At 48.6% G+C, this 13,200-nt stretch carries 10 protein-coding genes; 5 read left to right on the top strand and 5 right to left on the bottom strand.

The annotated features are described in order from the left end of the window. Positions 1-69: 69 nt before the first annotated feature. Positions 70-405, bottom strand: coding sequence for a thioredoxin family protein (locus V5T57_RS16200; RefSeq protein WP_332892293.1), 336 nt, complete (start codon positions 403-405; stop codon positions 70-72). Positions 406-414: 9 nt separating this feature from the next. Beyond that, a complete protein-coding gene (locus V5T57_RS16195) occupies positions 415-2,505 on the bottom strand; it encodes a protein kinase domain-containing protein (RefSeq protein ID WP_332892292.1) in 2,091 nt (696 codons plus the stop codon). 439 nt (positions 2,506-2,944) lie between these two features. Between V5T57_RS16195 and V5T57_RS16190 the strand changes: the two genes are divergently transcribed. Together V5T57_RS16190 and V5T57_RS16185 are read left to right on the top strand one after the other, a co-directional pair. Beyond that, entirely contained in the window at positions 2,945-3,970 is a 1,026-nt protein-coding gene (locus V5T57_RS16190) for a YjgN family protein (protein ID WP_332892291.1), read from the top strand. A 20-nt stretch (positions 3,971-3,990) separates the two neighbouring features. Continuing rightward, the gene (locus V5T57_RS16185) at positions 3,991-5,040 is read left to right on the top strand and encodes a M48 family metallopeptidase (RefSeq protein WP_332892290.1); all 1,050 of its coding nucleotides are present in this window, start codon (positions 3,991-3,993) and stop codon (positions 5,038-5,040) included. 114 nt (positions 5,041-5,154) lie between these two features. Here the strand turns inward: V5T57_RS16185 and V5T57_RS16180 are convergent, their stop codons facing one another. Further along, positions 5,155-5,667, bottom strand: coding sequence for a bactofilin family protein (locus V5T57_RS16180; RefSeq protein WP_332892289.1), 513 nt, complete (start codon positions 5,665-5,667; stop codon positions 5,155-5,157). Next, on the bottom strand, positions 5,589-6,470 hold the full coding sequence (locus V5T57_RS16175; RefSeq protein WP_332892288.1) for a M23 family metallopeptidase: 882 nt from the start codon (positions 6,468-6,470) through the stop codon (positions 5,589-5,591). The genes V5T57_RS16180 and V5T57_RS16175 overlap by 79 nt, the downstream gene beginning before the upstream one ends. Positions 6,471-6,747: 277 nt before the next feature. Here V5T57_RS16175 and V5T57_RS16170 point away from each other — a divergent pair, with 277 nt between their 5' ends. After that, a complete protein-coding gene (locus V5T57_RS16170) occupies positions 6,748-7,167 on the top strand; it encodes a secondary thiamine-phosphate synthase enzyme YjbQ (RefSeq protein WP_332892287.1) in 420 nt (139 codons plus the stop codon). Between the two features lie 48 nt (positions 7,168-7,215). Next, entirely contained in the window at positions 7,216-8,778 is a 1,563-nt protein-coding gene (locus V5T57_RS16165; protein ID WP_332892286.1) for a tetratricopeptide repeat-containing sulfotransferase family protein, read from the top strand. 90 nt (positions 8,779-8,868) lie between these two features. Here the strand turns inward: V5T57_RS16165 and V5T57_RS16160 are convergent, their stop codons facing one another. Then, positions 8,869-10,383: a SpoIIE family protein phosphatase gene (locus V5T57_RS16160; protein ID WP_332892285.1), complete on the bottom strand. Its 1,515-nt coding sequence runs from the start codon at positions 10,381-10,383 to the stop codon at positions 8,869-8,871. Between the two features lie 574 nt (positions 10,384-10,957). Between V5T57_RS16160 and V5T57_RS16155 the strand changes: the two genes are divergently transcribed. Continuing rightward, positions 10,958-13,168: a SulP family inorganic anion transporter gene (locus tag V5T57_RS16155; protein ID WP_332892284.1), complete on the top strand. Its 2,211-nt coding sequence runs from the start codon at positions 10,958-10,960 to the stop codon at positions 13,166-13,168. Positions 13,169-13,200 lie beyond the last annotated feature (32 nt).

Here is a 13,200-nt window from a genome sequence, read left to right as displayed (position 1 = left end):
AATAAAAACTAACACAGATAAAAACATGATGCTTATTACAACAAGACGATTAAAAAATAAGCACCTTCTTCAAGAATTAATCAAACGGTTGATCCAAGCTAAAAAATCACTCTCTTCTATCACACCGGTACGCGTATCGACAATTTGCCCATGGCGGAACAGCATGAATATGGGCACACCCCTGACCCCATACCGGCGAGGGATGGTTGGATTATGGTCAATATCCAAACGTAGGCTCACCACACCAGAGAGCTGTTGAGCAACCTGTTCATAGACAGGTGTCATCTTACGGCTATTACCACACCAAGGTGCCCAGAACTTGACTAAGACCACCCCTGTGGCTTCCACCACGTTATGATCAAACTGCTCTTCGGTAATATCTAAAACAGCTGAGCATGTTGACATAAAGGCTCCTTAGCTCCGTTTAAGCCGAGCACGTGGACGACGACTATGGGCCTTAAAGTTGGTCATCTGTTCTACTTTGCTATCTAACTGTTTAAGAGGGGTTCGGGCACGACTCTCTCCAGCCTCTAACGCCGCTTCATAACACTCAATGGCTGTCCCTAGATCTTGATCAACCCCATTACCACGCTCAAACATACGCCCTAAATGAAAATGGCCAGCACCCACACCTGCATCGGCAGCTTTCTGGTAATAGGCCAAAGCTCTAGCCAGATCTTTACCATCCATGGTTAAGCCTTGCTCATAGAGCAAGCCCAACTGATCCAGGGCTTGGGGCATACCCAATTCAATGGTCCGTAAAAACCACGCTTCAGCCATCATGCCATCCGGCTGTCCATGCAAACCCTCTTTATAAATGAGGGCAAGCTCATAGGCTGCAGAGGCCAGCCCCAATTCAGCTTCACGCTCCAAGAGATCCATAGCTGCCTGTAAATTACTGGCAACCCCCAGCCCATGCGCCAGAAAACGACCCAAGGATACCTTAGCCTCTGGCAAGCCCCACTCTGCGGCCTTTTGAAACAGCGTAAAGGCCCGATGCAGATCTTTCTTCACACCCCGCCCAAGTTCATACAACTGCGCCATTTGGTAATGGGCTTGGGGATGATCCTGAACCATCGCCAGTTCAAACCATGGCCCTGCTTTTTGAAGGGTCAGTTTTTTTGCCCGCCCTTCACGAATCATCAACCCCAAATACATTTGCGCGTCAGCGTTACCCTGGCCTGCTGCCAACTGAAAACAGTGCAGAGCTTTTTTATGATCCTCAGCTACACCATTGCCTTGCCGGTACATCTTCCCTAACTGAAACCAAGAGGGGGCATGATGACGTTTAGCCGCTTGATAAAACCAGCGCTTAACATCATCCGGCGTCTCATCCAACGCTTCAGCCACATCCATAAATAGGTGACCCAGTTGATACATCGCCCCGACATCACCCAAGGTTGCGGCCCGCTGGTACCACACAGCCGCCATCAATGGATCGGCATGATCCCCAACCTGCTTCATCCATCCCAGAGCATTCAGCGCAGTCGCCGAACCATGACTGGCGGCTTCACTGTACGCACGCTGGGCTTCATCATGATCCTTCTGCAACCAGGCACGGTCGCCATCCCGCAACACCATAAGCAGTGGTGTTTGATGAGAATCCTCCAGGCTTTTTTGCTTAAACAGCGTTTGAACCCCTGCCAACCATGATTGAACGGATTGTGGACGGGCGGCCGGTTCTAAAATTAAAGCGGCATCAATCGCCTCTAAGAACGCATCAGGATAACCCCCTACCCCTAATGTTTTCGCCGGAATTAATGGATCATCCCAGCCATACTCCCGTTGATAGCGCTGCCTTACCCGTGCATCACATGGAACAAAGCCCGCCACACTCTCATAGAGGATCGCACCCAGGCTATAAATATCACTCCAGGGGCCAATGTGCTGCTCACGGCCCAACGCTACCTCTAAGGCACTGTAACCCACGACCGGTGTGGATATTCCCCGGTTGGCCTCACTACTGTTCTGCTTTTCAATACCAGAAAACCCGATACAAACCGGTATACCATCATCCAAATCCATAAGAATATGTTCTGGTTCCAGATCCAGGTGCAGAATATTTTGCGTATGTAGTTTACGTAGGGCAGAACCAAGGTCACAGGTAAGGTTCAACAGTTCACGGGGGGTCAGGCCACGCCTTTTTAAACGTAACGCCAAGGGCTCCCCATTAACATGAGGTAACACCATAAACAAACCACCATCGATATGAAGGCTCTCTCGTGGGGTTGCCAGCGATGGATGACGGAGGTTCTGCAAATAAGTGACCTGAGTCAAAAAGGCCGCCTGATAGCGTGCCAGAATGGTTTCACTACCGATAATAGGCTGAAGATGCCCTTCCTCACCACGACGGGCGTAGCGGTGCGGCATAAACTCTTTGAGCGCCACACGGTCACCATTGGCGTGATGAGCCAGATAGGTTACCCCAAGACGACCACGACCCAGGCAACGCTGAATGGTATAGTCACCGATACGGGTATAATTGGGCAGAACGTCACTAAACATCGCATCTCATAAGGTTTTAGGCGAATTCACTTCTGCTATCATGCCACGTTACATGAATTTTTTTTAGTGCAATTATCATTTGTTATGATTTGTCTGCTTCTGACATTCTGGCAGAGTATACAGGGACCTTAACTGGAGTATTGACCAAAGTCTGGGAAGATAAGCGGTCAGCTTGGTGAAAACATGTAGATAATGGTGCATACCCCCTTGTGACATGGTATAAAAAAATGCGTAAAAACATACCCATTGCCAATGTAGGCTTAAGTTTTACTACACTGTTTAACCTATTATTTTAATTTATTATCACATCAAATAACTCGATAGGTCTGCCATGGAAACCACCACACGGCCCCCGCCCCCTTTGGCGCCGCAAGCAAGCCAACCCCTTAACGAGGAACACCCACCTGTGCAAGAAGAGCCTCTTGAGAAACACAGGGTTATGTTTACAGCTAGAGCTAGAGATTACTTTAAGATCTGGATTGTTAACTGGGCTTTAACCATTTTGACATTGGGTATCTATTCAGCGTGGGCCAAAGTACGGCGTAACCGCTTTTTTTATAACCATACCATTATAGATGGCCACAATTTGGAGTATACTGCAGATCCTATTCGTATCCTCAAAGGTCGTATTATTGCAGCTGCATTTGTTATACCCATGGTGGTCTTGGAACAGATGCAGGACCTTCAATTAAAGCTCATCAGTAATGCCATTTATTTCATGATCCTCATGCTACTACCAGCCGTTATTGTTATGGCTATGCGCTTTAGCTTACGCAATACCGAGTATCGTGGCATACGCTTTAACTTTGAGGGAAAGATGGGAAAATCCTATCTGGTCTATATGCTCTGGACCATCATAGGCTCTGTCTCCATGGGCTTACTTTTTCCCATAGCATATAAAAAACAGACAGAATATTTATTGGTGAACAGCCACTTTGGACAAAGCCCATTTCAGGCCAAGCCACCGCTCTTAGATCGACATTTTTATGGTGTTTTTCTTCTCTTTTTCCTAGAAATGGCCGTCTTAAGCGGAGGGTTGCTGGCACTCAATTCACTGCTAAGCGATATCTCTACAGAGTTTCCAATTGAATACACCTTCATCTTCTCTGCCATCCCGTTTGTACTCTTTGTTGCTTTTTTTATCGCAGTAACCTCTGTGTTTAGAGCCGCTGTCTTTGAGCTGGTTTGGAGTCAGACCCATTTGAGCACCCTCTCTTTTTCATGCGACCTGAGCAAAAGCCGTATTTTCTGGATTGCTCTTAGCAACTTGTTTTTACGTGTGATTTCACTGGGTTTTTTAAGTCCTTTGGCCACCATTCGCATGAAAAAATACATGCTTTCTTCGATACAGGTAGAAACGACAGCCACGGCTAAAAATCACTTTTTGGCTGATAATCGTGATAACCAGTCAGGTAGTACCGCAGAAGGTTTGGATGATCTGGTTGGATTTGACTTTGGTATCTAACCCTTAACGGAAACCAACCGATGACCCTACTTCATGGACAGCACTTCAATGGACAGGATAGCCAGAGCCGCCCAGCTCAGATGGAGTTGACCGATCAAGGAATTATGCGTTTTAAGGATGCCACAGGCACCTTACGCTCTCTTTACCCCCATGATCGATCGGTCAGCCCTCCCATGGGTAATACCCCCATGCGCATTCGGTTTGGAGAGGGCGAGCAGTTTGTTACGGAGCAGATTGAAGATCTGCAGCACTATTTGGCCAAACATGAGGAGGGTCGGCTCGAGCGGGGCGTTCACCATATGGAGCAGCGGTGGCGCTGGGTGACGGTTTCACTCTTGGTGGTAGTGGCTTTTATCTGGGGGATCTTCCAGTATGGCATACCTTGGACGGCACAGCTTGTTACAGCCATGCTTCCCACATCAGCTGATCAGCATTTGGGTAAACAGAGCTTAAAGTTACTGGATTACTTAGCCTTTAAAAAAACCCACCTTTCAGATAAAGATCAAACCCACTATCAAAAGCTCTTTCAACAGACGGTCGCAACCCTACCCAAAAGAGAGCACTTACCTTATACCCTGCACTTTCGATCTGCCCCAAAGATTGGCGCCAATGCGCTGGCTCTACCTTCTGGCGATATGATCGTGACAGATGCCTTTATCAAACTGCTTAAAACTGACCAGGAGTTTCAGTCGGTTTTAGCCCATGAAATTGGCCATATCTATCAGCGTCACAGTGTGAAATTGGTGGTACGCTCGGCACTGCTCTCTCTTACAGCAAGCATGCTTATTGGCGATCCAAGTAGTAGTTTTAATGATATCGCCATGAGTGCAGGGCTAATGGTACAACAGTTAAGCTATGGGCGAAGTTTTGAATCACAAGCGGACCAGTTTGCCATTACCTTCATGAAGGCGCAGCAAATTCCCGCCTCAGCTTTTGTAAATATTCTGTCACGGCTGGAGCAAAGCCATAGAGTGAAAAAGAAGGAACAACAGGGGTTGGAGTACTTCTCGAGCCACCCTCTCACCAGCAAACGTATTGCCCATATTGAACAAGCACTGGGCACACATTAACCCATTGGCCAACCTTTGCTATTACGGTAAAGAGTGTTCAGATGGTAGGTAGCAGGATCAGTTGAAATCAAAGGTCAATACGGGAAGGTAAAAGAAGAACTCTACACAGAGGGCTCAATCGGTTGGAGTAGGTTTTTGTACGGCAACCATCTCAGCCTGAACAATCTCTTCACTGGCCCCACCATGCGGTAACACAGTGGTTGCCTCTTGAGATGAAGAGTCTAAGGGCAGCGCTTTCACATCATCGCGGCTGAGGCTCTGCTTTAATTCTTCAGAAGATTTTTGTCGGCTTCTGCCTTCAAACTGGCTACCACGCTCCACCACCAGAATATGGGAAGCAATCTCACCCGCCGCATGGCCCGTCCCCATAATCTCTACTTCATCACAGTCAGCTTGGCCTTCAAAACTCCCCGTAATGACAAAGCGCTGGGCATAGACTTGCCCTTCAATACGACCTCGACCACCAATAGAGACCTCACCGCTACAGTGCACTTCTCCTACCAGCAGACCATCAACATGAAGGTCGCAATCACTCTGGATCAGCCCTTCTACTTTTGAGCCAGATGCAATGACGGTTGTGCCGGATCGCTCAAACGACGGTTGAGAAGATTTACCAAAGAGTGCCATCGCACCCGCCTCTCTTCAAAGATAGTGTCGTAATTTTCAGCACGCCAGCTGACAAAACGGGCGGGGTCCAACTTGCGGTGAACAAAACGTACCTCATAGTGAAGGTGTGGACCACTACTTTTACCGCTGTTACCTGACAGCGCAATACGGTCCCCTTTACCGACAAAAGCCCCAGCCTTCACTAAGGTTTTACTTAGATGGGCATATACCGTACGAAACCCAAAATCATGGCGCACAATCACAAGGTGACCATAGCCACTACGTTTATGGTTGCCTGCAAACTCCACCACACCATCGGCAGTAGCCCGTACTGTGGTACCAATGGGGGCACGCATATCCAGGCCACCATGGAACTCCCGCTTACTGCTTATGGGGTCAACACGCTCACCATACCCACTGGTAATTTTACGGGAGTAGATCGGCCGCCCATTCGGTAGACGGTTGAGCAGGTAACGCTTAACCCGCTCACTATTGGTCGCCGCCAGAACCAGAGCATCCGCTTTAGCTTGCGCATCCTGATACTTCTGCTGCACCTGATTGATCACCACATCCTTGTTCTGGCTCAGCTGCTGCAACTCTCGGTTTTGGGAGTGAAGGTGTGAGAGATCAGTACGGGTCGCGGTTAGACGACTTTGTAATTTTTCCGCATCTTTATAGAAGTAAACCCCTAAGGCTCCTGACCCTAGCAGCGCGCCAACCCCCAACATCACCACAATAACCACCGCACGCAACCGCGAAAAGGAGACCCGCAAATGCTTGGCCCCCTCATGGGTGGTGATGGTAATGGTGAAATGTTTGCGCATGGCGCAGCCGTCCTAACGATCTCGGGTCATAAGTCGATGACGAAAGAGGTTATGACCAACCGATGCAATCCATGCTTATTTTCGGTATTGGTCTTCTCATTTTATCACAAAGTGCAACATACAGGTCAATAATCCCATGCCATGCAGCGGCTATTTTCGCCACAAGCAGAGGAAAAGTCTAGGGATGGTGAAGGTCGCTTGCTTGTAACACCAGCCAAAGCGTACCTTAGGCCTGTGCCATCCCCTTTCATGATCTGTCTTGGTGAGGAAAAATCCCTTGAAAAGCTACCGTAAAGAGCTATGGTTACAAGTACCTGGACGCCGCGGTTTTATCAATATCACCCCTCAGCTTGAAGCCTGCTTGGCCGATAGCGGCATTACCGAGGGCTTGCTGCTCTGTAATGCTATGCATATTACCGCCTCCGTTTTCATTAATGATGATGAGCCAGGATTACACCATGACTATGAGCGGTGGCTTGAAGAGCTGGCCCCACATGAGCCAATTTCCCACTATCATCACAACCGCACAGGTGAGGATAATGGAGATGCCCACCTAAAGCGGCAGGTGATGGGTCGGGAAGTGGTGGTGGCCATTACCCAGGGTGAGATGGACTTTGGCCCCTGGGAACAGGTCTTTTATGGTGAGTTTGACGGACACCGGAAAAAACGGGTGCTGGTTAAGATTATTGGTGAATAACAAACCATCCCCTCTTTACGCTTAGATCCCATGCATGCGAGGACCCCCATGCCCTTTAATTCGAAACTGCAACAGGCCATTGAGCTACACAGCCAAAAACGTTTGGAACAGGCTGAAGCACTCTATATACAGTGCTTGGAAAACTCAGAAGAACAGCCTATTGCCTTAGAAAACCTCTCTATTCTTAAACTGGAGCAAGGGGATAATGAGGCGGCCCACCGCTACGCCAACCAGCGCCTTAGTAAAAAACCATTGAGTATCAATGCGGTGAACAATATCGCGATGGTTTGTATGCGTATGGGAAAACTGCGGGAAGCTGATCACTATTTCACCCAACTGCTTAGTCAGTATTTTGATAATCCGAGTATGTTCCAGAATGCTGCTTTGGTTAAGTTTCAACTGGCTATGGAGGGTTTTCCCGTTGCGGAAGATCTTATGAACCTAGCCCAGAAAGGTGTGGATCACTTTCCTGAAAGTCCCGCCCTGCTCCATAATTTGGCTTTAAGCCATTTTATGAAGGGAAATGTAGAGGAGGCCTCAGCCCTCTATGGTGCGTGCATCCGCCGTTCTGAAGAGGATGCCCTCTCCTATTTACGTCTCTACAGTGGTCCAGGCAGTAAAGATGAGGTCATCTATGAAAACTTGGTTAAATTGACCAATAAAGGGCCACTTAGCGACCCCTTGGCACAGATTAATCTGTTGTTTGCCCGTGCGCATGCCGAACACGCCCGTGAAGATTATGAAACCGCCTATACCTTTTATCAGCAAGCCAACATAGCCTTAGCAAAAGCCCGCCGATCAGTTGTGCATCAAGAAAAGATGATGACCCTTAAGCTGGAAGAGATTAAAGAACAGCTTGATGGCTTTAAGCTCACGCCCTGGGATGGCCCAAACCCCATCTTCATACTTGGTATGCCCCGATCAGGCAGCACCCTGATCGAAGAGATCATTGCCCGCCATGAACAGGTCACACCTGGCGGAGAACTGCCCCTGCTTAATGAAGCATTAGGTGCCTTATTGGCCCCCTTAATGACCGGCGAGGCACTCTTGACAGAACAGGTTGCTGAAATCCTGTTAGAGAGCCGTAACTATTACCGCAAAGAGCTGAAAACCCGCCAGATTAGTAGCCCTTGGTATACGGATAAATCGCCTGGAAACTTCCGCTTTGCGGGCATTTTGCCCATCCTCTTTCCTGAAGCAAAAATCATTCACTGCCAACGGAACCCTGTGGCCACACTACTCTCATGCTTCCGTAGTTACTTTTTTGAAGGTCATGGTTGGAGCAGCACACCTGAAAACCTGGTGGACTACTACCACTACCATCAGCGTACTATGGCCACTTGGGACTCATGGCACCCGGGTAAAATTGAGCAGGTTCACTATGAACAGGTTGTCGGCAACCCTGAAGCAGAGACACAAAGACTGTATGCCGCTTTAGAGCTGGCCTGGAAACCAGAGTATCTAAACTTCCAAGCACATTCAGAACGCCCTGTTATGACACAAAGTTTAGATCAAGTTCGACAGCCGATCCATACTCACAGCCTGGACCAAGCCCAACATTACCCGGCTTTTACCGAAGCTGTGCAGACATTACTTAACACACCTAAGTAACATCTATAGATCACACCCCATAAGCAAAAAGGCCGATCTATCAGTAAGATAGATCGGCCTTTATTCGCACACTTAACGGATCGCAGAAAATCAGCAGGTGACAATAACCATTGAGAGATCATCATCCATCACATCACTGCCACTAAATGTAGCTAAACTTTCTAGAAGCGTTGCCTTTAGTGATTCAATATCTGGTGACTTTTGTGCCAACTCAGCCACACGCTCATCGCCGTACATAGACCCATCTCGATCCGATGTAACCTCAGAGATTCCATCGGTAAAGGCCACGACCCGATCTCCAGGCTCAACCTGCAGGGTACAGCCCCCAACCTCAAAACCATCGGAACCGATAACACCCAACGAAAGTGTGTGGCTTTTGTACATCTCAACTTGGCCATTACAGCGCAAGAGAAAAATGGGCGGGTTCCCCCCATTCCAAATAAACAGTCGCTTTTGAACCGCATCATACTCCACAAATGAAGCCGCCAAGAACAGTGTGGTTGGCAACTTCATATGTAGCTGGCGGTTCATCTCCGTTAGAATTTGATCCGGTGCATACCCTTTTTGGGTCATGGTGCAGAAGATATCCGTGACCATTGGGCCAGCCAATGCCGCAGTTAAACCGTGACCGGTAAAATCCCCCAAAAACACATGCCGAACCCCAGAGGGCCGGGTAGCTGCTATGAGGATATCACCCGATGCCCGCTCCATGGGATGAAAGATGGTGGAAACCCCCATCACTTCATTGGTGCTGTGGGCACGCATACGGTCAAGAATATCTGCAACAATCGAGCGCTCCCGCAACATCTCTTCATTGCGTGCCATCAGCGCTTTTTGCATCATTTTTTGTTCGGTTAGATCATGAATGATAGCAAAAAAACGTGTCTCCCCATCACTACTCTCAACTTTTGATACCGCTAACTGCACCACAAAGCTGTGCCCATCCCGATGCAGCGCCTTCACTTCCTGGCCACTACCCGAACTGGCGGTAATTTGATCTATAGAGGGGGTGTGTGCGACAGATTCTGGCCCAGATGAGGCTGAAGGCAGCAAGAGCTGAATACCCTGCCCAATCATAATGGCACGAACGTAACCAAACAGCCTTTCTAGCGCTGGGTTAACATCCAAAATAATACCATCTTCATCAAACACCACAATGGCATCTACAGCGGTACCGAATAGTGCAGCCAGCCACTGCTCGGAACTCTGCCTCTCCCGTACGGCTTGGCGTCGTTCCAACAATAAATGGGTACGCTGTTTCAGTAGGGACCAGTTTACAGGTTTCAGCAGATACTCATCGACCCCGACATTAAAAGCACGTTCAATATCGGCCTCATCATCGCTGCTGGTGAGCATGATAATGGGTAGAGTAGGCTTTTGATCATGGTGTTGACGGATATTACGGCAGACATCAAATCCAGTCATGCCTGGCATATCTGCATCCAACAGCATCAGATCAGGTTTATCCCCTGACTCAACGGCGGCAATAGCCTCCAAACCGTCTTTCATCAGAATAACCTGATAATCAAGCTCTCGGTAAAACTTATCCAACATCAGTCGGATGGTAGCTGAATCATCCACCACCCAGATTGTGTTGCGGTTCATAAAAGATTCCTAAACAAAAAACTCTTAAAACAACCCTCAAAACATGTACAACCGTGCTAGAGTGCCACGTTTGAGCTCAAGAACCAAGCGTTTGTTACTTTAGGAGACATTTTCATCCCAGAAGCACCCAATGATGGAGGGAAAAAAACACTCTGAACCCCTTTTTTTTCAAACAGCGTTCGAATACGCCCCTACCCTTGTTGAATATGATGGGTCGGTATTGACCACAGATTATTGGCAAATGTATGGGCTATATCCAATCTATCCCCCACGTGATAAAGCCCCCCACCCCCTCAAAGACCTATTTTCTTGTCTGCAAATACTTTAAGTATAGATAAGGGTTAAACTGCCGTTTCAATCCATACCGATAGGTCGAATAGATTATGGGGGAATAAGGCGACGGAAAAGGATCAATCATCAGGCTTGGCATCCTCTTCTACGCCCTGTACTATTCACCTGAGTGTTTACCATCATTCACAGCACACCCCATCTCTTCTCGTCACCTTAGAAGATGGGGTAAAGGTCACGGTTTGGCCAACCGCTACCCTGCAGTTCCAAAAGAATGGACCACAATGTGATACAAACAGTCAGGTTCCGCTGGGTTGATGAGTTAAATGGTGGCCTAACCGCAGCCGTTATTGCGCTGCCCTTAGCGTTGGCATTTGGTGTTGTGGCCTTTGCGCCGATGGGACCTGCCTACGCGGCTCATGGTGCCTTAACCGGCCTACTTGGTGCCGTTTATACCGGTTTTTTTGCCTCACTCTTTGGGGGGACGCCCAGCCAGGTTACCGGACCAACGGGTCCTATGACCGTGATCGCAACAGCGGTTATTGCCGAGACAGTACAACGCTTTGGTCATGATCTAAACACCGTTATGCTCTGTTTGAGTGTGGTCATTATTATTGGTGGTCTTACTCAACTTATTTTAGGCGTGATCAAGGGCGGACGTCTGATTAAGTTTGTGCCTTATCCCGTTGTTGCCGGCTTTATGAACGGCATTGCCATTATCATTTTCATCAGCCAAATTCCCCCTTTTCTAGGCATGCGGGATTTCTCCCACCTGCCACAACCTGATACACTTTTACCCGCGACCATCGTTGGTACAGGCGCTTTACTCGCTCTTTTGCTCTGTAAAAAACACACCCCAAAACTACCCAGCGCCTTGATTGCTTTACTCGTTGGTGTGGTTATTTATCAACTTCTGGCACTGCTCGGTATCGCGCCTTCTCAGGCAGATGCCAACCCCCTGGTCATTGGGCCAATTGTTAACCCCTTTGCCGATTTGAATCAATTACAACAAGCGATGCCACTGTTCCAAATGGATCAGCTGCCTCAGCTGCCTGCCAGCAGTTGGAGCTTTTTACTTTTTAATGGCATGGCTTTGGGATTATTGGGTGCATTAGATTCCTTATTAACTTCTCTGGTAGCAGACTCCATGACTCGTGGTCGCCACCACTCAGACCATGAGCTCAGGGGGCAAGGGATCGCTAATATTGTTAGCGCTCTGGGGGGTGGTTTGGCGGGAGCTGGGGCAACGGTACGTACCTTGGTCAATATTCAAGCTGGTGGTCGCACCCCTGTCTCAGGGATGATCCATGCACTCTGTATTCTACTGGTCACGGCTCTGCTCAGTAACTATGCCGCATGGATACCCTTGGCAGCTCTGGCAGGTATTCTTTTTTATACCGCCGTCACTATGATTGACTACAAAGCCCTACAGCTTATACGCAACCGTGAAGTACGCCATGAGTTTCTTATTATGCTGCTGGTCACAGGCTTAACGGTTGCCATAGACCTAATGGTAGCTGTTGGGGTGGGATGTGGCATCGCTCTTTTGCTGTTTACCATACGCCTGGTTCGTCAACCGATTGTTCATGAGCGTATTCGCGGTAATGAACTGTTTTCACGTAATTTCAGGTCACCAGAGGAGATGTCTTTTTTACAGGATGCCGGACAACGCACACTGATCTATAGCGTACAAGCCCACCTGTTTTTTGGAACCGTTGATGCTTTGGTACAGGAGGTTGAGCAAGATTGGCAAAGTGCTGACCGTTTTCTGTTTGATTTTTCAGCTGTGCGGGAAATTGATCTAACCGGTGTGCATATCATCACCTCTCTGGTCGCTAAATTGCTCGACGCCCAAAAAGAGGTTCATTTGTGTGGGCTACCCCATATGGAACAACATGCTTCTCCCCACTCTGTAAGGGCCATGTTAGAAGGTTTGGGTGGCCTGGAGGATGGCGGTGAGGTACACCTTTACCACAATTTAGATCTGGCCCTGGATGCAACAGAAACCAAACTACTGGCCAGCATGCCAAAGGCAGCCCCAAAACCGAGCGTTAAAGACCACCCAGCCATACCAAAAATGCGTCATTTGCTAGAACCGGTATGGGCCAATATGCAGGTTCAGACCCTCGCACCGGGAGAAAAGTTAACAGAGCCTGGAACAGCACTGAAGGCGGTTTGCCTGGTTTGTGAAGGGGAAATTTCTGTTTTCCGCCCAACCCCAAGCGGTTTGGTCCGTATTTCCAAAGCTGGGCCTGGGGTCTTAGTAGGCTTACGTGCGCTGTTTGAAGAGACCCACACCCAGGGTTCTTCATTGGTCGCTGAACAGGGGGCCAAGGTAAGGCTACTGCCTATCGAAGCTCTACACCAGTGGAGCTTAAACCAGCCACAAAGCTATATTACCTTCCAAAAAGCTATGCTACGTGCGGCCATAAGCCATTATGATATGTCTGCCAATGCGCTGATTTGGATGGAGCATCATCGCCATAATAGCCGTTGAGCCAAGGGCCGTGACTTAACCAGGGCCCAAAC

Origin of the sequence: Magnetococcus sp. PR-3 (genome assembly GCF_036689865.1) — a bacterium.
Classification (GTDB): domain Bacteria; phylum Pseudomonadota; class Magnetococcia; order Magnetococcales; family Magnetococcaceae; genus Magnetococcus.
Note: the sequence above shows the minus strand (reverse complement) of the source record. Positions and strands in the feature narration are given on the sequence as shown.

Coding starts and splice junctions, on each gene's coding strand:
- V5T57_RS16200 (WP_332892293.1), bottom strand. CDS start 405: ATGTCAACATGCTCAGCTGTTTTAGATATTACCGAAGAGCAGTTTGAT.
- V5T57_RS16195 (WP_332892292.1), bottom strand. CDS start 2,505: ATGTTTAGTGACGTTCTGCCCAATTATACCCGTATCGGTGACTATACC.
- V5T57_RS16190 (WP_332892291.1), top strand. CDS start 2,945: ATGTTTACAGCTAGAGCTAGAGATTACTTTAAGATCTGGATTGTTAAC.
- V5T57_RS16185 (WP_332892290.1), top strand. CDS start 3,991: ATGACCCTACTTCATGGACAGCACTTCAATGGACAGGATAGCCAGAGC.
- V5T57_RS16180 (WP_332892289.1), bottom strand. CDS start 5,667: ATGGCACTCTTTGGTAAATCTTCTCAACCGTCGTTTGAGCGATCCGGC.
- V5T57_RS16175 (WP_332892288.1), bottom strand. CDS start 6,470: ATGCGCAAACATTTCACCATTACCATCACCACCCATGAGGGGGCCAAG.
- V5T57_RS16165 (WP_332892286.1), top strand. CDS start 7,216: ATGCCCTTTAATTCGAAACTGCAACAGGCCATTGAGCTACACAGCCAA.
- V5T57_RS16160 (WP_332892285.1), bottom strand. CDS start 10,383: ATGAACCGCAACACAATCTGGGTGGTGGATGATTCAGCTACCATCCGA.